Origin of the sequence: Entomobacter blattae (genome assembly GCF_014672835.1) — a bacterium.
GTDB classification, from domain to species: domain Bacteria; phylum Pseudomonadota; class Alphaproteobacteria; order Acetobacterales; family Acetobacteraceae; genus Entomobacter; species Entomobacter blattae.
Genome location: NZ_CP060244.1, coordinates 1925211 through 1945807, shown reverse-complemented (window position 1 = coordinate 1945807; position 20597 = coordinate 1925211). Strand labels below are relative to the sequence as shown.

Here is a 20597-nt window from a genome sequence, read left to right as displayed (position 1 = left end):
AAAGGAGAGAAATCATTTTGCTTTTTAAGCCTGTTTATACAATATAGAACAAAAATATCAGAATAAAACGGTTGAATTTTGTTATTTCTTCTTTATTCAAAAAGCCATCAGCCGCTCAGTAAAGGGTAAACAGGCGTGGAAACTGCTCTTAAAGATGTTCTTATCTGCCATTGCCACAATACAATATCTACTGATTTACACCCTCTTTCTCTCCCAGGAAAGAGCATAACCCACTGCCAAGAGCTTTGCAAAAACCAATTATCTGTCATTCAAGAAAAGCTTAAGAGACAGCCGGTCAATCCATTGCTCATTGGGTGCACACAATTCAATACGTTGTTTTTGTCTTATGCGGAAAAGATCAGCACCGACATAGAAGCACAAAATAGCGCTTCTCCCATAATTTTTGCCAATATCCGGGAATATGCAGGCTGGTCTGTCGAAAGTGAACAGGCTCTCCCCAAAATCACTGCCCTGTTAGAGGCAGAAAGTTTTTGGCATAGTTATACAACTAGGCCTTCTTACCTCCAGGAGGTAATTCCTTTCTCATCATCTGGAAGAACCCTCTTTATCGGCAAAGACTTCCACCAGCTCATCGCTCTGGCTAAACAAGCTCAATCTTTGTTGAGCCCAGAAATTCTCTTGTGGGAAGAAAAGTGGGGAGAAGGGGAGGAATATGAAATTTTCTCTACCGTTGATTTTCCTCTCCATAAGGGAAAGATTTTTCATCTTGCTGGTGTATTGGGTAAATTTTCTCTAGATATTCGTTCCTATTCCCAAGCCCAACCTTTTTCTCGCCATGTTTTACAATTTACGCCCCCGCAGGAAAAAGCCATTCTCCATTATGACATGGTTTTTGACCTACGCGGAGAACCACCTCTTTTTCAAAATCCCAGAAAGCATGATGGGTATTTTTATCTCTCCCCTGATGAACCAGCCGCCATCCAGAAAGGCCTGTTTGAGGCCGCAAGCCTGGTAGGTGAGTTTGAAAAACCACGTTATATCTCTTTTACTCCTTCCTTATGTGCCCATAGCCGTTCCCATAAGCAAGGATGCACACGCTGCCTTGAGCGCTGCCAGATGTCTGCTATCGCTCCAGAGGGAGATGCTGTTACGCTTGATGCAGAACTCTGTGCTGGGTGTGGAAGTTGCAGTGCAGTATGCCCCTCTGGAGCTATACAATGGGCTGAACCCGTTGAAGGAATTATTCAAAAATTACGGGTTCTCATTCAAACCTATTTAAAAAATGGTGGAAAAACCCCTCCCGTGATTTTATTTATAAGCCAGAGTCATGGTTCAGCTATTATTGAAGCTATGGCCCGTGCTGGCAAAGGGTTGCCTGCCCATGTTATCCCCGTTCTTTTTTCTCACGTTCCTTCGGCTGAAGTTCTTCTCGCTCCCCTCGTATATGGCGCAAGGCAGGTTTTATTTTTAACAGGGAAAGCCACCCTTATGGATCAAGAAGAACTAAAAAGAGTAACAGATTTGGCCAGGGTCTTTCTCCTTACCATGGGATATCCAGAAGAAAGGGTCGAACTGTGTTTTTATGATGATCCGTTTGATTTAGAAGAAAAACTCTATACCCTTCCACAAGATATTCCAGCACCTCAACAGGATTTTTTTCCTATAGGCACTCCGCGAGAGATTTTAAGGGCAAGCCTTGAAGGCTTACTTGAACACGCTCCCCACTCACCACACTGGATCCCTTTACCTCCAGAGGCACCATTTGGAAAAATTACGGTTGAGGAAGAGTGTACCCTGTGCCTTTCTTGCGTTTCTGCTTGCCCGGCATCTGCCCTTCAAGATTCCCCTGAACATCCTGCACTCCTTTTTAACGAGGAGGCCTGTATTCAGTGTGGGTTATGCCAAGCTGTCTGCCCAGAACGGGTCATCTCTCTGCAAGCAGGCTATACCCCTCACCAGTATAGAAAAAACCTTGCCGTCCTCAAAGAAGAGGAGCCCGCAGAGTGTATAAGCTGTGGCAAGCCTTTTGGGACGCGTTCTTCCATAGAAAAAGTTATAGCCAAGCTTTCTGGCCAGCATAGTGCCTTTCAGAATACGGATATGATAAACCGGATCCGTATGTGTGCAGAATGCAGGATTAAAGACCATTTTGGCCACAATCATTCATTAAACCCTGAGAAAAAGGGAAGCCTTTAAGGTTTGAACCTTACAGCCTTGACTAGAAAAGAGGGTTGTTTAACAATACCGCCTTATCAAAAAGAAAAACTGTTACAGTGATATGATGGAACTTCTCTATTTGGCACAGAAATGTGCCCCCTATGTAGCCTACCAAACCACTTTACAGGTTATTCGGGTTGAATCGGGAGGCAATGTGTATGCTGTACATGTCAACAACCTTAAAGGCCCCCAGCCACCTCCACCATCTTCTGCGCAAGAAGCCATAAATCTGGCAACACGTTATATTCATAGCGGCTATACAGTTGATTTAGGCCTTATGCAGATTAACTCTCGAAATCTTTCTGCTGTGGGAATAACCTTACCAGAAGCCTTTGATGCCTGCACCAATATTAAAGCAGGGGCTACTATTCTTACAGCAGATTACTTGCGGGCTAGCCGTGCGATGGGAAAAGGGCTCAACGCTCTTTTGGCTGCCCTTTCAGCCTATAATACAGGGGATTTTGATAGCGGATTTGCCAATGGATATGTTGCCCGCTACTATGCACAGGCTCGCCAGCCGATTATTGGTATCCACCGTTTGCCTTCGGGGGCCCATCGGGTTGTTATTCATGGGCATAAAGGCATTCGAATGGCGGCTGCCACGGCTTCAGAATAATTTTATAAGATCCCTTAAGATGGGTTAAGGACTATTTATAAGATAAAGTAGGCGAGAATTCCAAAAAATTCTAATAATTGCGGATAGATAATTGCTAATAGTTGATGGTTCATGATTGGGAAATGATAGGGTTATGATAACACGTAGAAATCTGGCGATGATGGGGATCGGGGCAGGTGTTGGCCTCTCTGTTTCAGAAGTTTCAGGAAAATATGGCTTCTCGCAAGCTTATGCCAAAACCTTGACCCACTCCAATAAGGGCCATACCGCCACTAAAGCGCATAAATCCCATCATTCTTCAAATGGGCATCACTATAATGGGGATTACGCCCAATTTTTGAACTCGGTTCGTTCTGAAGCCCTCTCTAAAGGGTATAATGCTGCTATTATCGATCAGGCTCTGAACTTTACCGCCCCGAATGATAAGGTTTTACAATTGGACCGCCATCAACCGGAATTTACCATGACATGGGCCCAATATCGTAGCCGTGTCTTACCAGAGTCCAAGCTTAAAAAAGCCCGCCAGGCCTATTCGGCAAATCAGGACCTTGTGAGCCAGGTTACAGATCACTACCCCGCTGATCCAGGAGTCATTTTAGGCATTTGGGGGGTAGAATCGGCTTTTGGTACAAAAATGGGCACTTTCCATGTGATAGACGCCTTAGCAACCCTTTCTTATGCGGGAAGAAGAACCGCATTCTTTCATTCAGAACTAATGAAAGCCTTAAAAATCCTCTCCAACGGGGATACAGTGCCCCAGGGGATGTTTGGCAGCTATGCCGGGGCAATGGGTCAGCCACAATTCATGCCCAGTGCCTATTTGCGTTATGCCGTAGATTTTGACGGTGATGGAAAGCGTAACATCTGGACGAGTCGGGCAGATAGCCTGGCCTCAGTAGCCAATTATCTTGTCCAATGTGGCTGGAATAGTGGAGAACCATGGGGAGAGCCTATAACAGTCCCTTCAGGGTTTTCTTCAGCCAATACGGGTAGAAAACTGACCCGATCAGTCGAAGAATGGGCCAATATCGGTGTTAGACCCGTCTCTGGTGAGGCTTTTCGAATGGCCAACGGTACAGGCGCTGTTCTCATGCCAGATGGGGTAGGGGGAGAGGCCTTTATGGTTTACCATAATTTTAATGTGATCCGCCGTTATAACCCCTCAGACTTTTATGCATTGGGGGTTGGGCTTATGGGCGATTCTGCCACGGTGTCATAAAAAATACCACCACAGCCTCAAAACAGTCTGGATAAATTCAGGTAAAATCAATAGGATATCTAAAAATTAAAAACTCTGGCGGCTTATAGCGCTGAAGAGAAAATATTTTTTAATTTTAATATTTTAGGGAAACAGGCGGAATCGTGCAAACGCGTAGAACTCTCCTTACAGGACTGACCACCCTTACAGCTTCAGCTTTTCTTGCAGAATCCTCAGCTCTTGCAAAAAAAAAGGCAATCTCCAAAGCCAAGGGTAAAAAGCCTTCGGCCTCCAGCCTTGTGAGTGATACAGGCGTTCCGGCCTCTACGCCTCTTGGCCCACTTGATATCCAAGCACGGTGGGCCTGCATTCTAGATTATACTACTGGAGCCGTATTGTTGGAAAAGGCTGCTGATGAGCGCATGCCACCCTCATCCCTGACCAAAATGATGACCATCTATATTGTGTTTGGCATGTTAAAATCTGGCAGGCTTTCCCTAGACCAAAAACTTCCTGTTAGCGAAACGGCCTGGCGTATGCAGGGGTCGAAAATGTTTGTGCCCCTGGGGCAGTCTATCGCGGTGCAGGATTTGATCCAGGGCGTTGTTATCCAATCTGGGAATGATGCTTGTATTGTTCTGGCTGAAGGTATTGCTGGGTCTGAACAGCAATTTGCTAATCTCATGAATGCCTCTGCCGCAAAACTGAACATGACCAACTCTCATTTCCTCAATTGCACCGGCTGGCCAGAAGAGGGGCATTATATGTCGGCTCGAGATGTGGCGACAATAGCCTGGCATCTGGTGCATGATTATCCAGAATATTATCATTTCTTTTCTGAAAAAGAATTTCGCTTTAATGGTATTACCCAAGGGAACAGGAACGTTCTGGTTGATAAGGGGTTGGCTGATGGCCTAAAAACTGGCCATACAGCTGCGGGAGGGTATGGATTATGTGCCAGTAGTAAACGAGACGAGAGAAGGATCATTGCCTCATTAAATGGGATGCCTTCTTCCAATGTCAGGGCCCACGAAAGTGAACGTTTAATGGAATGGGCGTTTAGCAATTTTACAAATGTAACCTTCTATCGAAAAGATCAAGTGGTTGAGACGATCCCTGTGTGGATGGGAACAGAATCTGTTCTCCCTCTAGTGTCTCCAAAAGATGTGATTGCCACACTGCCCCATGGGTGGGAAAAGAATATGAAAGTCTCTTTGGACTACGAATCCCCTATCATGGCACCGATTAACGCTGGGCAAGCTGTCTCAGCCCGTCTCGTTATTTCGGGAAACGGTATTAGTCCCCAACAAATCCCCCTTGTTGCGGGGAAGAAAGTAGAACAAAAAGGCCTCATAGGCAGAGCTTTCACCAATATCCAGTATAATTTAGGGCTGGGTAGCAAAGGTGGCGCATAGTCTTTTTATTACATTTGAGGGGGGAGAGGCCGCAGGAAAATCTACCCAGGTCAACTTGCTTGAAAAATCCCTGAGTAATATGGGGCACAAGGTTATTAAAACCCGCGAACCAGGCGGCGCACCAGGGGCAGAAGCCTTGCGCAATTTTCTTTTATTTGGCCCACAGGATTTATCACTCAGGGCAGAAATTATGGCCCATTTTTCTGCCCGATGCGATCATATTGACAAAACGATACAACCCGCTCTGAAAGAAGGGAAGATTGTATTATGTGATCGATATTATGATTCAACCAGTGCTTACCAAGGATATGGCAGAGCACAAGGCGATCCGGAAATTCTTGCCTTTATAGAGGCTTTAAAAGTGCAGGTAAGATTGATGCCCAACCTAACCTTTTACCTGCATGTTCCCCGTACGGTTGCTGTAGCACGTATTAAGAGACGTGCGCATTTAACGGATCGCTACGAATCTTATGATGAATCCTATCACCAAAGGGTAGAAGAAGCTTTTCAATCTATGGCATTACAGGAACCCAAGCGTTTTCGTACAATTGATGCTACAGGAAGTATAGAGAATATTCACTCTGAAATTCTTTCAGAAGTTTCTAATCTTCTCCATTCTGGGAACTCTGTCTAGTATAGTTTTATGCATTATCCACGGACAATCAAACGATTGTGGGGACACGACAAGGCTGTAAGCCAGTTTACACATGCGTTTGAATTGGGAAAACTCTTTCATGGTTGGCTGCTTGATGGCCCATGGGGCATAGGCAAAACCAGCTTTGCCTATGCTATGGCCCATAAATTGCTAGATTCTGGCACAAAAGGACAAGGTAAGCTCATCGAGCTGGGTTCTCATCCTGACCTGTTAGAAATTGGCCGCACCCAAGATGAAAAAAAAGATAGGCTGCGCAGAGAAATTGTTGTGGAGGATATCAGAAAAATTAATCGATTCCTGCATCAAACCCCAGCCCTTGGGGGATGGCGAATTGTGATTATTGATGAGGCCGAAACCCTTAACCGTAACGCAGCTAATAGCTTGCTCAAAATATTGGAAGAGCCTCCAGAAAAGTCGATTATTTTTTTAGTGTGCCATGGCCGTGGGCGGCTTTTATCGACATTAAGAAGTCGGTGCATTGAATTATCTTTTCAGTCCTTAAATGATGAAGACATGCTTGAAATCCTCGCCCAGCAAGCGCCTGATACTTCCCTTATGCAAAGGAAAGCTGTCCTAGCAATAGCAGGAGGATCCCCTGGTATGGCCCTTATACTGCTGGAGGAAAATGGCCTATTTTTATACCATCAGGCCCAAAATTTAGCATCAAGCCATATGACCAGGCCAGAGGCGAGCAAGCTTACGGATATTCTTTTGAAAGATGAAGAGAAATTTTTCCTTTATTTTTCCTTTTTGGCACGTGTTCTTCATCAGAAAACTCAGGAAATGGCCAGCAAGACTCCCTTGGCTTCCCTCTCACCCCTTGGAAGAAGAAAAATTCAAGAAAACCTTTCTCTGTGGCAAAAGATAATGGAAACAGCTAATACAGTAGAACGTTTCAATCTGGATAAACGCCAGGCACTTTTAAACCTATTTGATTTGATGAGAATAATATGAGCGCACGCTATATGGTCACCACTCCAATTTATTATGTGAATGGCAGCCCCCACATAGGGCATGCTTATACATCTATAGCGGCGGACGTTATTGCTCGGTTTAAAAGGCTGGACGGGTTGAAGGTTTTTTTTCTTACCGGTACAGATGAACACGGTCAGAAAGTTGAACAAGCAGCCTCCTCCCACCATATTGCCCCGCAGGCATTGGCGGACAAGATTTCGCAAGCTTTTCGCGATACAGCTGATAAACTCAATATTTCCTACGATCATTTCATTCGTACAACCGATACCAACCATAAGCAGGGGGCTCAGGCTCTTTGGAAAAAGGTCGCAGAAAGCGGCAATATTTACCTCGGGGCTTATGAAGGCTGGTATGCCTTGAGGGATGAATGTTTTTATACAGAAGATGAACTGACAACCCAGCCTGATGGAAAGAAAATTGCGCCCACAGGGGCGGAAGTAGAATGGGTTAAAGAGCCCTCCTATTTTTTCCGCCTCTCTCAATGGCAAGATAAGCTTTTATCTCTTTACGAGAATAATCCGCATTTTATTGGCCCAGAAAGCCGTAAGAACGAAATTATTAATTTTGTGAAATCCGGATTAAAAGACCTCTCTATTAGCAGAACAAGTTTTCAATGGGGTATTCCCGTACCGGGAGATGAAAACCATGTGATGTATGTTTGGTTTGATGCTTTAGCCAATTATATTTCGGCATTGGGCTACCCTGAATCTCAAAGTGACTTATGGGCATTCTGGCCTGCAAACCTTCATTTGGTTGGTAAAGAAATTGCCCGCTTTCATGCTGTTTACTGGCCAGCCTTTTTAATGGCGGCCGGTATTGAGCTTCCCGCTCGGATTTACTCTCATGGATGGTGGACAGTTGAGGGAGAAAAAATGAGTAAATCTGTGGGGAATGTTATTAATCCCTCTGATCTGGTCGATGAATTTGGCCTTGATGCCGTAAGGTTTTTCTTGATGCGGGAAATCCCTTTTGGTGGGGATGGGAACTTTAGCAGAGAATCTCTCATCCGCCGAATGAATGTTGAACTCGCTAATGACCTTGGTAACCTTGCCCAGCGTACATTATCGTTAATAGCTCGTCATTGTGAGGGTAAGCTCCCCCGCCAGGATGAGCACACTGTGGAGGATAAAGCGCTGCTTTCTCAGGCTCACGCTCTTTTAGGGCAGGCGCGTATATTCATAGATGCCCAACAGTTCCATGAAATATTGGAAAAAATCTGGCAGGTTATTCGGGCCTGTAATGCCTATATTGACGCACAAGCTCCCTGGGCCCTGAAAAAAACAGATCTATCCCGGATGGAAACCGTTTTACGGGTATTAACCGATACATTAAGGGTGATTGGAACGCTTCTCTTACCCTTTATGCCCGATACAATGGGCAAATTGCTGACCCAGCTTGGAATTCCAAAAGGGGAATACTCTTTTGCGTCTCTTGCAACGCCTTTACCAGAAGGTACCATTTTACCTCCCCCTCAAGGGGTGTTTCCTCGGTACCAACCCGCGGCATAATGGAAGGATGACAATCAAGAAAGGTGTAAGAATGCAGGGGATCTTTTGTTTATGTTAATTGATTCACATTGCCATCTGGATCATTTCTCCCCCGAGGAGTTACCCCAGCTCCTGGCCAATGCACAAGAAGCAGGGCTAGAAGGGGTGGTAACGATTGGAACCAGGCTTTCTGAAGCTTCACGCCAGATTGCCCTTGCTGGACATTCTCAGGGCATGAAAATATGGTGCTCTGTTGGCACTCACCCCGATCATGCCCAAGAGACCCCCGATTTTTCTGTAAAAGACATTATTGCTCTAACACAGGAAAATACCGTTATTGGTATTGGAGAATGCGGGCTTGATTATTTCCATAGTGGCCCAGAAGCTTACCTCAAACAAGAAGAGGTTTTTCGCTGCCATATCGATGCTGCCCGTCAAACTGGTTTGCCCGTTATTATTCATTCCCGTAATGCGGATACGGATATGGCCAGAATCCTCCAGGAGGAAACGAGGGAGAAGGGGGCCTTTCCTTTTCTTCTACATTGTTTTTCCTCAGGAGCTGATTTAGCAGAAACAGCAATTGCCCTTGGGGGTTATATCAGTTTTTCAGGGATTTTAACTTTTCCAAAAGCCCAAGTTCTTCGTGACATCGCCAAGCATATTCCTCATGAAAGGGTGCTGGTTGAAACAGACTCTCCCTACCTTGCACCAGTTCCTAAGCGTGGCCAAAGAAATGAACCCGCCTATGTCGCCCATACGGCTCGCATATTAGCCAAGACCTTAGAAATAAGTTTTGAAGAAGTGCAGACATTAACCACCGATAATTTTTTTAATCTGTTTAAAAAGGCACGCAGCTGATGAGGGTCATTGTCCTTGGATGTGGAGGGTCAGCAGGGGTTCCCATGGTGGGGGGCCATGATGAAAAAGGAGATTGGGGTGCCTGTAACCCACAGGAAATAAAAAATAAAAGATCTCGTTCATCGATCATTCTGGAAGGTGAGTCAGGAAACAGGCTTTTGGTTGATACAGGGCCAGATTTGCGCTACCAGCTCTTAAGGGCTGGTATTGCACGGCTTGATGGCGTGCTTTATACTCACCCCCATGCTGATCATATCGCCGGATTGGATGATTTGCGAAGTGTGAACCGTTACATGAATAAACCCCTCAATATCTATGGGTTTGAAACTGTGATGGAGGAGTTGGAACGGCGATTTTCCTATGCTTTTCGTCCATGGAAGCCTCCTGGTTTTTTTGCCCCTGTTGTTCATAAACATCTCATAGAGGCATGGACAACAAAAACCATTGCCGATTTTTCCTTGCAGTTTTTCCTTCAAAACCATGGTCGAGTTGATACATTAGGCTTTCGTTGTGGAAATTTTGCCTATTCTACCGATGTGGTAAGGTTGAACAAACAGGCTTTGGACATTCTTCACGGTGTGGATATTTGGCTGGTAGATTGCTTTCAGCGCGAGGAGCATCCGGCCCATGCCCATTTAGGAAGGGTTCTTGAATGGCATAAGCAGATTAAGCCTAGGCTTACCCTTCTCACCCATATGGGAACAGATATGGATTGGGATTGGCTGAAACAGAATCTTCCCCCCACGATTGAACCGGCTTACGATGGGTTAGTGTTTAACGTTTAGAATGGCCCAAATATTTTTAAAATCATACTCTACGACCTGCAAGTGACCAAGCCATGACAGAAAAAACCTTACCAGACCGGATTCAGAATGTACCGCTGATTGATGCCCTTAGCGAGCGTTATCTTGCCTATGCGCTTTCTACCATTATGTCACGTTCGTTACCGGATGTCCGTGATGGGTTAAAGCCCGTACATAGACGCCTTATCTATGCTATGTATCAGCTTAAACTCCATCCCGATACAGGGTTTAAAAAATGTGCCCGTGTTGTTGGGGATGTGATTGGTAAGTTTCACCCCCACGGGGATTCTTCCGTCTATGATGCCCTGGTTCGCCTAGCCCAGGACTTTGCCGTAAGATATCCCTTAGTGGAAGGTCAAGGAAATTTTGGCTCGATCGATGGAGATAACGCAGCGGCCATGCGCTATACGGAATCTCGACTAACCGAGGTAGCCCAAGCCCTGCTATTGCATATTGATGAAGATGCAGTTGATTTTCATCCCACCTATGATGGAGAGGAAAATGAGCCCGATGTATTACCCGCAGCTTTTCCCAATCTTTTAGCCAATGGTGCCTCGGGAATTGCCGTTGGTATGGCCACAAGCATTCCTCCCCATAATGCTGCAGAACTGTACAAGGCTGCCATAGCGTTGATTGAAAAGCCAGACATAGAAAACCATACACTCACAGAACTTGTTCCCGGGCCAGATTTCCCTACGGGTGGGATCATCGTAGAAGAAAAAGAGCATCTCCGCCAGATTTATGAGACAGGAAAAGGGTATTTGCGCCTGCGTGCCCGATGGGAAGTAGAGCAAGGCCGTTTTGGTACCTGGCAGGTGGTGGTTACTGAAATTCCTTATCAGGTCCAGAAATCCCGCCTTATTGAACAAGTTGCTGATCTTCTTGAAAAAAAACGTCTTTCTCTCCTCTTAGATATTCGTGATGAGAGTGCTGATGAAATCCGCCTGGTTCTTGAACCCAAAAACAAAAATGTTGCCCCAGACATGTTAATGGAAACCCTTTTCAGGCAAACAGCGCTTGAAACCAGGTTTAGCGTTAACATGAATGTTTTAAATGCCAATCATGTTCCAGCGGTTATGAACCTTAAAGCATGCCTTCAAGCCTGGTTAGACCATCGGCATAGCGTATTGCTCAGACGGAGCCATTTTCGCTTGCATGCTGTCGTAAGAAGGCTTGAAATTCTCGATGGGTTTTTAGCGGTTTACCTTAACCTGGATGAGGTTATTCGTATCATTCGTGACTCTGAACGACCTAAAGAGGAGCTGATAAGGCATTTTTCCCTTACGGAGATTCAGGCTGAGTCCATTTTAAATATGCGGTTACGGAGCTTGCGCAAGCTTGAGGAACTAGAAATTAAAAAAGAACATGAAGGACTTTTGCTTGAAGAGAAAAGTCTGAACAAACTCCTTAAAGATACAAAACTGCAGTGGGCCAGTATTGGAAAGGAGCTGAAAGAAGGGTTAAAAAAATTCTCTTCAGAAAAAAATCCTTATTCTGCCCGACGGACGGGGTTTGGGGCTGTTCCTACCCCAATTGACCTGACAGTGATTGATGATATTGAAAAAGAACCCATTACCATCATTATTACAGAAAAAGAATGGATCAAGGCTTTAAAGGGTCATAATCTCAACCTTGAAAACCACAAATTCAAAGAGGGTGATCGCCTTCAGTTCCAGATTGAATGCGAAACGACAGACAGGATTGGCATTTTTAGCAGTGCGGGAAAGGTTTTCAGCTTATCTGCTGGAGAACTGCCGAGAGGCCGTGGAGATGGGCAGGGGATAAGGCTTCTGGTCGATCTTGCTAATGATGAAACCATCGTGACAGCATTTCCCCTTGAAACCGGAGAAACCCCTTATCTCGTTGCCTCGACCTCTGGGAGAGGGTTTATGGTGCAAGGTGCTATCTTACAAGCAGAGAAACGCACAGGTAAGCAGATCTTAACACTAAAAAAAGAAGAAAAAGCTTTTACTTGCCAAAAAGCAACAGGAGATCAGGTAGCTATTCTTTCCACCAGAAATGATTTGGTTATTTTTCCTCTTGAGCATATTCCCGTGCTTACAAAAGGCGTAGGGGTCATCCTTCAGAAAATGATCACTGCTGATGATCAGGTTAAATCAATAAGGACATTTGATAGCCAGAAAGGTTTACAGTGGTCAGAAGAGGCCCCACTTAAGACTTTTTCCGAATTAAGGGATTTCTGCTTTAAAAGGGCTGCCAAGGGGAGAAAAATTCCGACTTCCTGGAAAAAATGGATACTGTAAAATTAATTTTGTATCTTTATAAGGCCTTATAAACTGTTTATAATTTATAGACCGTTTATAAAAGAGTATTTTTTTCTTCTTCTATAATAGAAAGAATTTTTCCTTTACTTTCATTTTGCCATTTACCTTGAAGATAGACTTCATAAGGTTGAAATGAGTCCTTGTAAGACATTTTGGAACTGTAAGGAACCCAATAGCCCAAATAAGTATAAGGTAAATACTGCCCTTTTGTTAACTCGATCAACCATAAGATCATATAAGTTCCTAAAGAACAGTCGGAATATTCAGGGACAAAAAAATTATAAACAGCTGAAAAGCCATCTTCTAATTCGTCAAACAAACTTACTGCTACGAGAATATTGTGGGAATCCCGAAATTCGGCCACATAAGTATGTACTGGAGAATCTTCAATCATGCTTTGATATTCCAGATATGTCATCACGGCCATTTCACCTTGCTGGTGACGGTAATTCTGATAGGCAAGAAATAACTGGTACTGCTCGTCAGTGGCTTGAGGAACCCTAATATGACAGCTCAGGAACCTATTGCCTTTTTTTAAAATTTTCCGATGGGTTCTATGAGCAAGAAATTCTTGGGTTTTAATTCTCAGGGAAAGACATAAATTACATTTTGGGCAGGCGGGTGCGTAAGTAATGGTATGGCTTCTTCTAAAGCCTGCTTGGGAAAAATGATTATTAAGAAGAATACTATCATGGCCGGAGAGATCGGTAATAATTTTTCTTTCTACCTGGCCAGGCAAGTACGGACACGGCGCGGGAAGCGTCGTATAAAACTGTCTTGTGTAGAGGAGAAAATAAGTATTCATCTGCAACTTGTTTAAAAACTATAATCCACATAATAAAACAGTAAACCAACCTTCTAACCCTTTATAAGGGTTATGTGGGGTGATAACTTTTTAAAGTTTAAAAGGTTTGGGATTATAAATTCAATTTTTTTATTATTTTTTTATTAAAAATAACAGCTATGCAGAAATAGTTACTATTTTTGAGTCAGATATTCTGCTGCTTCCAGGGCAAAATAGGTTAAAACACCATTTGCTCCAGCGCGTTTAAACGCCAATAGGCTTTCCAGAACTGTTTTTTCCCTTTCCAGCCATCCATTTTGGATCGCTGCCATGAGCATGGCATACTCCCCTGAAACCTGATAGGCAAATGTTGGGACTCCAAAATTCTCTTTAACGCGGCGTAGAATATCCAAATAAGGCATCCCCGGCTTAACCATAACCATGTCTGCCCCTTCCGCTAGGTCCATTTCCACTTCCCGAAGTGCTTCATCGGAATTGGCCGGATCCATTTGATAGGTTTTTTTATCTCCCTTCAGGAGCCCACCAGAGCCGAGGGCATCACGAAAGGGTCCATAAAATACACTGGCATATTTAGCCGCATAGGACATAATACGGGTGTTTGTATAATGGTTTTGATCTAGAGCTGCACGAATAGCACCAATCCGACCATCCATCATATCGGAAGGGGCTAGGGTATCAATCCCTGCTTCTGCTTGATTAAGGGCCTGCTTGATTAAAACCTCTACTGTTTCATCATTCAGGATTTCGCCGTTCTTTATTATGCCATCATGCCCATGATCGGTATAGGGATCTAAGGCAACGTCCCCAATCAGCAAAAGATCTGGAAAATGGGCTTTAATGGTACGCGCTGCACGGCATATTAAATTGTGCGGATTATAAGATTCACTTCCCATAGCATCTCTTTTTGCCTTATCGGTTAGGGGGAAAAGAGCAAGGGCAGGAATACCCAGTTTAATGGCAGGCTCAACATAGGCAACAAGCTCATCTAGGGTGGTTCTTTTAACCCCTGGCATGGAGGAAATCTTTTCCTGCTGCTGATGATCCATAATAAAAACAGGCCAAATGAGGTCTTTAACACTCAAATAATTTTCTGCGACCAGACTACGGATATTGGCATTTGTACGATTACGCCGTAAACGGGCCAGGGGATAGCGTCCTGAATAGGAAAACATTGATCAAATCTCTTGAAATTATAATAAAATCTATAGTGTATTATGGCCAATAAAATTTAGGAACGAAGCCTACTATGTCTATAACCATAACAAAAATATAAGGCAATTCCAACAGCTAACCAAATAACAAGCCAAGACCATGTACTGACCCCAAGGGAAAGCATCATGAGAAGGCAACTGAATATTCCGAGGATCGGAATAATAATTCCGCCGGGAACCCTAAAGGGGCGCTTGATGTCTGGCATGGTAAAGCGAAGAATAAGCACTGTAAAACAAACAATCCCAAAGGCAAGTAAGGTTCCAATAGAAATCATTCGCCCTAAGGCCCCGATAGGAAGAAAGCCTGCCAGCAAACTGGTCATCACCATAAAAAACATATTGGAACGCCATGGTGTTTGCCAGGCATGGTGCACTTCAGAAAATAAACGGGGTAAAAGCCCATCTTTTGCCATGGAGTAAAAAATACGGCTTTGAGCTAAGAGCATCACCAAAAGTACAGAGGTGAATCCACAAAGAACACCAAGCTTTACAGCCACCTTTAACCACGGAAAAGAGGTTTGATCGATGGCTGTGGCTACGGGAGCTGCATCGTTGAGCATATCCTTGTAGTTAACCAACCCAGTGAGGATCAATGAAAATGTAATATAGACAACCGCACAAACGGCCAGGCTCCCCAGAATGCCGATAGGCATATCTCGTGAAGGATTTTTGGCTTCTTGCGTCACTGTTGAGACAGCGTCAAACCCAATATAGGCGAAGAAAGTTGTGGCTGCTGCACGCAAAATACCAGAGTACCCAAAATGTCCAAATTCACCGGTATTTTCAGGAATGAAGGGGATATAGTTGGCAGGTTTTATATAATAAAAACCAAAGCAGATCACCAAAACAATAACCAGGAGTTTAATGATAACCATAACAGTGTTGAGCCGGGTAGAGTGGCTAATACCACGGATCAGCACTAAGGAGAGGCAGCAGATTACCAATATGGCCGGCAGGTTGATAATACCTTGTCCTACACTCCCATCAGACAGGGTTACGGTCTCAAAGGGGGAGGCCGTAAGTTTTACAGGAAAGTAAACCCCCCAGGAATGCAGAATGGAGCCCACATATCGCGACCAGCTTACCGCAACGATGGCAGCACCAACCGCATATTCCATAATAAGGTCCCAACCAATAACCCATGCAGCCAGTTCTCCCAGAGCAATATAGGTATAGGTATAGGCACTTCCCACGATGGGGATCATGCTAGCCAATTCGCTATAACATAGCCCTATAAAGCTACACACAATAGCACCGAGCAAATAGGCTAATGCTACAGCTGGCCCAGCATTTTCAGCAGCCGCCACCCCCGTGATAGAAAAAAGACCTGCGCCAATCGTTGCCCCAACCCCTAACGCCAGTAATTGTTTGGCTGTAAGGTTCCTTTTTAACCCTGTAGAAAGCCCACGTTCAGTGATAGATTTGCGCCTGAATAGCGGGGCAAGACTTGTACGTAAGAACCCTAGTTGAGGCATGGATATTTACTCTCTTATTAATCAAATATTTGTGTAGGGTTATGGCATGTTCTTTACAAAAAACAAAGGATTCATCATCCATAAAGTTTAGTTATTACAAACTTTATTATCTAGAAATATATTTCTCTTGTGTAGGGATGAACAATGACCATAGAAACACCCTTCTAGAGATCATTTTTTTAATGATTCATCCCACAAACCGGTGTAAAAATAATTAAAAATTTTGGCTGTGCCGTCTTTATTTAGGATTTTACAGGTATTCCATGACCCAAACCGATATACACGCTTTTTTTAATAACACTGTTGAAGTAACAGATCCCGCCGTAGCCGAATCCCTTAAGGCTGAACTGAAACGCCAACAAAATGGTATAGAACTGATTGCAAGCGAAAACATTGTTTCTAAAGCTGTATTGCAAGCCCAAGGGAGTGTCTTAACCAACAAATATGCTGAAGGATATCCAGGGCGGCGCTATTATGGAGGCTGTCAGGATGTCGATAAAATCGAAACCCTTGCCATTGAACGGGCCAAGGAATTGTTTGGGGTTCAATTTGCCAATGTGCAACCCCATTCTGGTGCTAATGCTAACCAAGCCGCCTTTATGGCTCTTATTAAACCAGGAGATACTATTCTGGGGATGAGCCTTGCTGCAGGCGGCCATCTTACCCATGGTGCAGCTCCAAATTATTCAGGCAAATGGTTCAATGCAGTACAATATGGTGTACGCCAGAAAGATGGACAGCTTGATTATGAAGAGCTTGAAATGCTTGCCCATAAAGAAAAACCGAAACTCATTATTGCCGGTGGGTCGGCCTATCCAAGAATCATTGATTTTCCAAAAATAAGAACAATCGCAGAGGCAGTCGGCGCTTACTTTATGGTGGATATGGCCCATTTTGCAGGCCTGGTGGCAGCAGGACTTTATCCTTCACCCATTCCCCATGCCCATATTATCACCAGTACTACTCATAAAACCTTACGGGGCCCGAGAGGGGGATTAATTTTAACCAATGATACAGATATTGCCAAAAAGGTGAATTCCGCCGTTTTCCCAGGCCTGCAAGGGGGCCCACTGATGCATGTTATTGCTGGAAAAGCCGTATCTTTTGCCGAAGCCTTAACCCCTGCCTTTAAAACCTATCAACAAGCTGTGGTCGATAACGCCCAAGCTCTCGCCGACACTTTGCTAAAATGCGGGTTCGACCTCGTCACTGGCGGGACAGATAGCCATTTACTCCTTGTGGATCTTCGCCCCAAAAAGGTCACGGGAAAAGCAGCTGAACACAGCTTGGAACGCGCCGGTATTACTGCAAACAAGAATGCAGTCCCTTATGATCCTGAAAAACCAGCCATTACTTCTGGCATTCGTCTGGGAAGCCCAGCAGCCACTACCAGAGGGTTTGGAAAGAAGGAATTCATAGAAATTGGCCACATGATTAATGATGTGCTGACCTCTCTTGCACAAGTAGGAGAAGATGGCGATAATTCAGCTGTTGAACGGGCTGTTCTGAGCAAGGTCCATACCTTGTGCCAACAATTTCCTATCTATTCATAGTCATCATAGCTTATCGATAGGGGAGTATCCCCTATCATTTTTGATTTAATAGGATTTTATTCCTTGATAATGGCCATTCTCAAGGCAGTATGCCCTTTAGAGGGCATAAGGTTGGGCAGCACAATCATACAGTCATTATAAGGGGTGTAAATTGGCCATTTACCATCAAAAGCCAGAAGGGTATTTTTTTTGGCAATAATATCGCCTCCTCTTACGGGTCTTACAAATTCAAACATATTGGTATTGGCTGTTATAATATGAGTAACATCAGCCCAACGTACGGGTTTTGAAACCTCAGAGAGGGTAGAGTGATGTGGGTTGTTTTTTCGTGCAGGCCCTTGAGAGGAAAGGTTGGTGACTGCACAATTCAGAAAATGACTTACGAGGTCTTTTAGGGTATTAACTGTTTTTCTGCTCCAGTGATACCCCCCCTCTATAAGGCAAGCCTGGGCTGGGCCAGTTTCTGTAAAATGTTCAAAATCAATCAGCCTGGGGCCATGGGTGTGTCCACTATCTGTGATAATAAGGGGAATAGCATTTATTTTTTTTGCAAGAAGACGATTTTTCTTAGCTCTATTACAGAGAATGGCTCTTTCACCACCCCAAAGCATTGAATGTAAATCAATGACAATATCTGTACTTTCAATAAAAGGAAGAAGCTCCCGTGCACGGTTTAATTCCGTTGATTGTCGATGGCTGCGTAATATGGGGTAACTCCATAGACGATTCATGTCTTCATCAACAAAACGGGCCATGAGGGGAGAGAGGGGATCGAAACATTCAAAAGCAGAAATATTAAGAAATGCAAAGCTGATTGTGCCACGATAGGGCTGAAAATTCCCTCGTAATAACTCATCGAGTGCTATGGCTCCGCTATATTCATTGCCATGCATCAAAGAAAATACCCCAATATGAGGGCCAGGGAGATTTCCCTTCATTTGGATAACGCCACTCACCCCCATATTTCCACTCTTCCACGCTGAGAGATCAGGCATTGGCAGAAGCGAGGAGAAATGTGATAGATTAACCGTTGAAGATGTTGAGGCACAAAGGGGTAAAAACATAGAAACACATATTCTGTTTATAATGTAGCACATTACCTAGTTAATAATCGTATTACCTAGGTAATAATAAAGTAAAAGTAAATTCCCAGAAAGAGGGCATTTTAAGGTTGGAGAAATATCATTAATGCGTAAAAAAAACGTTGAATTAATTCTTTCTCGGGAGCTACAGAACCATAACGTCTCATCGGGGGAGTCTGTTGCACAGGCACAGGCTCATGGTAAAGCCAGCCTTATCTGTCTTGATCTCGCTGGCATGCGCTCACAAGGGCTTGGCGTAGCAGAACGCTGCCAGCTGGAAACAACATTTGTTCCTGTCTCGCCGCGCTTTTTATACAGAAAAATTCCTTCACAATTCTGGATCAACCCTCACAAGACCATTCAACCAGGTGATAGGGGCTTAGCACCCTACATTATCAGCGTTGGCGGTACTGGTGGAAGAGTAGGAAGTGCCATAAAAAAGACCTCAAAAAACAACCATTTACTTATACAAATTCAAAATCCTCGCCAATCGTTGGAGCCATTTGATGTGGTGATTGCCAATTATCACGACGAAATTACAGGCCCCAATGTTCTTTTAACCCGCACAGCAATGCATAGGGTTTCTCAAACGGTACTGGAGAGAGAACGACAAAAATGGGATGCCCGTTTGGCAATTTATCCCAGACCTCTTATTGCTGTTTTACTGGGTGGGAATAATGGAAGATACTCTTTTGGCCCCAAGGAGGCTGAAAAACTTTCAGAAGACCTGGCAAAAATTATGCAGGAACAGCAGGCTGGACTGGTTATTACACCGTCTCGACGAACAGACCCCAAAGTTATCGCCATTTTACAAAAAAAGCTTGGTCCCTTAGGAGCATGGATTTGGGATATGCAAGGAGAGAACCCATATTTTGGTCTTCTCTCCTGTGCAGATTGCATAATGGTAACAATGGATAGTGTTTCCATGGTTTCAGAAGCCGTTGCCACTCAAGCCCCTGTTTATATTATTGAACTTCCGGGAAAATCTCGCCGAATTAAGCTGTTCCTTGAATATTTACTGAAGATAGGAAGAATTCGTCTCTTTGAAGGCCAGCTCCATATTTGGCCGGCAGAGAAATTGGATGATACAGATATGGCAGTTGAATATATTAAAGAAAAAGTCTTAAAAATAGGAAATCCCTAGAAAATAAGGATTCCTAGAGTGCCTTCTTACTAGAGCGCTTTCTTAAGAGCCAGTATTATTGATCACTTACAGCCAGACTAGGCAGCCAGATTATTAGGAAGAACCACCATATTAGTACTGCCAACATGGTTGATAATATAAAGCCCTTGGTTTTCTATCCATTCTGCATAGAAAATATCTTTTATCTCTGTATAGCCTTGACAAGAAATCAGTTTTTCCAGCCACTCGCGGGAACGGTTAATTTCTCGTATTCCGTTGAGCTCAATCTGGCCTTCATTAATGAGCATGGTAGAAAAATAACTTATGCCTGTGGTTTTTACAGTAATTTGCCCGTTAATTTCTATCTGGGCATGCTCTACCTCCATGAGGGAAAAAATCCCTTTCATTCGCAATTGTATTCTTAAGCTTCCTAAGGTTAACCCCGACCGGGATAGCCCATCCTGGACAATTCGGCCCTTGGTAATAAGCCGTATATATTCCCCTTGAGTTAAACTTTGCAGGAGAGGGTTTTTTTGCCTAAGATATTCGAAAAGGTGATTAAGCCCACCCCATAAAAGCAACGCCATAATCATAGAAAGCGGATGTACATTGGGGTTATAGATAATCCCGCCAATAATGGCCCCAATGACCATCATGTTTATCAGGTCAATGGGGTTAACCATCGACATAAATTTTCTGCCATATAAGCGCATATAGATGGTCATACAGACCATATCTATGATAAGACGAACAAGAATATAAGTTGAAGGCATAATGTGGGATTCAGTATAATAGAACTCAGTTTATCAGAATACTTTCTGTGCCTACAAACCTTACAGACCGTCAACATAATTTTAAGAAAAAATTAATTTTATTCT

At 43.9% G+C, this 20597-nt stretch carries 17 protein-coding genes; 12 read left to right on the top strand and 5 right to left on the bottom strand.

Features of this window, described 5'->3' with window-relative positions; all coding sequences use genetic code 11:
• The first annotated feature begins 135 nt into the window (after nucleotides 1-135).
• From JGUZn3_RS08665 to parC, 10 genes are all read left to right on the top strand, one after another.
• Nucleotides 136-2157, top strand: a complete 2022-nt coding sequence (locus JGUZn3_RS08665) for a 4Fe-4S binding protein (protein ID WP_203413147.1) — start codon at nucleotides 136-138, stop codon at nucleotides 2155-2157.
• A 100-nt stretch (nucleotides 2158-2257) separates the two neighbouring features.
• Nucleotides 2258-2794: a lytic transglycosylase domain-containing protein gene (locus JGUZn3_RS08660; protein ID WP_203413146.1), complete on the top strand. Its 537-nt coding sequence runs from the start codon at nucleotides 2258-2260 to the stop codon at nucleotides 2792-2794.
• 133 nt (nucleotides 2795-2927) lie between these two features.
• Nucleotides 2928-4013: a lytic murein transglycosylase gene (locus tag JGUZn3_RS08655; RefSeq protein WP_238996791.1), complete on the top strand. Its 1086-nt coding sequence runs from the start codon at nucleotides 2928-2930 to the stop codon at nucleotides 4011-4013.
• 140 nt (nucleotides 4014-4153) lie between these two features.
• Complete coding sequence (locus tag JGUZn3_RS08650) at nucleotides 4154-5407, top strand: D-alanyl-D-alanine carboxypeptidase family protein (RefSeq protein WP_203414882.1); 1254 nt, start codon at nucleotides 4154-4156, stop codon at nucleotides 5405-5407.
• Nucleotides 5397-6041 (top strand): dTMP kinase, encoded by a 645-nt coding sequence (gene tmk / locus JGUZn3_RS08645; protein WP_203413145.1) that lies wholly within the window; start codon nucleotides 5397-5399, stop codon nucleotides 6039-6041. Before JGUZn3_RS08650 ends, tmk begins: the two co-directional genes overlap by 11 nt.
• A 9-nt stretch (nucleotides 6042-6050) precedes the next feature.
• Entirely contained in the window at nucleotides 6051-7016 is a 966-nt protein-coding gene (locus tag JGUZn3_RS08640) for an AAA family ATPase (protein ID WP_203413144.1), read from the top strand.
• Nucleotides 7013-8545 (top strand): methionine--tRNA ligase, encoded by a 1533-nt coding sequence (gene metG, locus JGUZn3_RS08635; RefSeq protein ID WP_203413143.1) that lies wholly within the window; start codon nucleotides 7013-7015, stop codon nucleotides 8543-8545. Before JGUZn3_RS08640 ends, metG begins: the two co-directional genes overlap by 4 nt.
• 51 nt (nucleotides 8546-8596) lie before the next feature.
• A complete protein-coding gene (locus tag JGUZn3_RS08630; RefSeq protein WP_203413142.1) occupies nucleotides 8597-9382 on the top strand; it encodes a TatD family hydrolase in 786 nt (261 codons plus the stop codon).
• Nucleotides 9382-10167, top strand: coding sequence for an MBL fold metallo-hydrolase (locus JGUZn3_RS08625; protein WP_203413141.1), 786 nt, complete (start codon nucleotides 9382-9384; stop codon nucleotides 10165-10167). The genes JGUZn3_RS08630 and JGUZn3_RS08625 overlap by 1 nt, the downstream gene beginning before the upstream one ends.
• Nucleotides 10168-10220: 53 nt before the next feature.
• The gene (gene parC / locus JGUZn3_RS08620) at nucleotides 10221-12449 is read left to right on the top strand and encodes a DNA topoisomerase IV subunit A (RefSeq protein WP_203413140.1); all 2229 of its coding nucleotides are present in this window, start codon (nucleotides 10221-10223) and stop codon (nucleotides 12447-12449) included.
• 55 nt (nucleotides 12450-12504) lie between these two features.
• On the opposite strand, the gene JGUZn3_RS08615 is transcribed toward parC, so the two are convergent.
• The 3 genes from JGUZn3_RS08615 to JGUZn3_RS08605 all read right to left on the bottom strand — a co-directional run bounded on the left by JGUZn3_RS08615 (nucleotide 12505) and on the right by JGUZn3_RS08605 (nucleotide 15961).
• A complete protein-coding gene (locus JGUZn3_RS08615; protein ID WP_203413139.1) occupies nucleotides 12505-13275 on the bottom strand; it encodes an arginyltransferase in 771 nt (256 codons plus the stop codon).
• Nucleotides 13276-13448: 173 nt separating this feature from the next.
• On the bottom strand, nucleotides 13449-14447 hold the full coding sequence (hemB, locus tag JGUZn3_RS08610) for a porphobilinogen synthase (protein ID WP_203413138.1): 999 nt from the start codon (nucleotides 14445-14447) through the stop codon (nucleotides 13449-13451).
• Between the two features lie 56 nt (nucleotides 14448-14503).
• A complete protein-coding gene (locus tag JGUZn3_RS08605) occupies nucleotides 14504-15961 on the bottom strand; it encodes an amino acid permease (RefSeq protein WP_203413137.1) in 1458 nt (485 codons plus the stop codon).
• A 263-nt stretch (nucleotides 15962-16224) separates the two neighbouring features.
• On the opposite strand from JGUZn3_RS08605, the gene glyA reads away from it, so the two are divergent.
• Nucleotides 16225-17514: a serine hydroxymethyltransferase gene (gene glyA / locus JGUZn3_RS08600; RefSeq protein WP_203413136.1), complete on the top strand. Its 1290-nt coding sequence runs from the start codon at nucleotides 16225-16227 to the stop codon at nucleotides 17512-17514.
• Between the two features lie 56 nt (nucleotides 17515-17570).
• Here the strand turns inward: glyA and JGUZn3_RS08595 are convergent, their stop codons facing one another.
• A complete protein-coding gene (locus tag JGUZn3_RS08595; protein ID WP_203413135.1) occupies nucleotides 17571-18578 on the bottom strand; it encodes a M14 family metallopeptidase in 1008 nt (335 codons plus the stop codon).
• A gap of 124 nt (nucleotides 18579-18702) precedes the next feature.
• On the opposite strand from JGUZn3_RS08595, the gene JGUZn3_RS08590 reads away from it, so the two are divergent.
• Nucleotides 18703-19740 carry a mitochondrial fission ELM1 family protein gene (locus tag JGUZn3_RS08590; protein ID WP_203413134.1) on the top strand — a complete coding sequence of 346 codons (1038 nt, stop codon included), beginning with the start codon at nucleotides 18703-18705 and terminating at the stop codon, nucleotides 19738-19740.
• 77 nt (nucleotides 19741-19817) lie between these two features.
• Here JGUZn3_RS08590 and JGUZn3_RS08585 read toward each other — a convergent pair whose 3' ends face one another.
• Nucleotides 19818-20492, bottom strand: a complete 675-nt coding sequence (locus JGUZn3_RS08585) for a DUF421 domain-containing protein (RefSeq protein WP_203413133.1) — start codon at nucleotides 20490-20492, stop codon at nucleotides 19818-19820.
• Nucleotides 20493-20597 lie beyond the last annotated feature (105 nt).

What these genes read in the sequence shown, in the direction of transcription:
- JGUZn3_RS08590 (WP_203413134.1), top strand. Translation starts at nt 18,703, where the DNA reads ATGCGTAAAAAAAACGTTGAATTAATTCTTTCTCGGGAGCTACAGAAC.
- hemB (WP_203413138.1), bottom strand. Translation starts at nt 14,447, where the DNA reads ATGTTTTCCTATTCAGGACGCTATCCCCTGGCCCGTTTACGGCGTAAT.
- JGUZn3_RS08655 (WP_238996791.1), top strand. Translation starts at nt 2,928, where the DNA reads ATGATAACACGTAGAAATCTGGCGATGATGGGGATCGGGGCAGGTGTT.
- metG (WP_203413143.1), top strand. Translation starts at nt 7,013, where the DNA reads ATGAGCGCACGCTATATGGTCACCACTCCAATTTATTATGTGAATGGC.
- parC (WP_203413140.1), top strand. Translation starts at nt 10,221, where the DNA reads ATGACAGAAAAAACCTTACCAGACCGGATTCAGAATGTACCGCTGATT.
- JGUZn3_RS08640 (WP_203413144.1), top strand. Translation starts at nt 6,051, where the DNA reads ATGCATTATCCACGGACAATCAAACGATTGTGGGGACACGACAAGGCT.
- JGUZn3_RS08605 (WP_203413137.1), bottom strand. Translation starts at nt 15,961, where the DNA reads ATGCCTCAACTAGGGTTCTTACGTACAAGTCTTGCCCCGCTATTCAGG.
- JGUZn3_RS08585 (WP_203413133.1), bottom strand. Translation starts at nt 20,492, where the DNA reads ATGCCTTCAACTTATATTCTTGTTCGTCTTATCATAGATATGGTCTGT.
- JGUZn3_RS08625 (WP_203413141.1), top strand. Translation starts at nt 9,382, where the DNA reads ATGAGGGTCATTGTCCTTGGATGTGGAGGGTCAGCAGGGGTTCCCATG.
- JGUZn3_RS08595 (WP_203413135.1), bottom strand. Translation starts at nt 18,578, where the DNA reads ATGTTTTTACCCCTTTGTGCCTCAACATCTTCAACGGTTAATCTATCA.
- JGUZn3_RS08630 (WP_203413142.1), top strand. Translation starts at nt 8,597, where the DNA reads ATGTTAATTGATTCACATTGCCATCTGGATCATTTCTCCCCCGAGGAG.
- JGUZn3_RS08615 (WP_203413139.1), bottom strand. Translation starts at nt 13,275, where the DNA reads ATGAATACTTATTTTCTCCTCTACACAAGACAGTTTTATACGACGCTT.
- glyA (WP_203413136.1), top strand. Translation starts at nt 16,225, where the DNA reads ATGACCCAAACCGATATACACGCTTTTTTTAATAACACTGTTGAAGTA.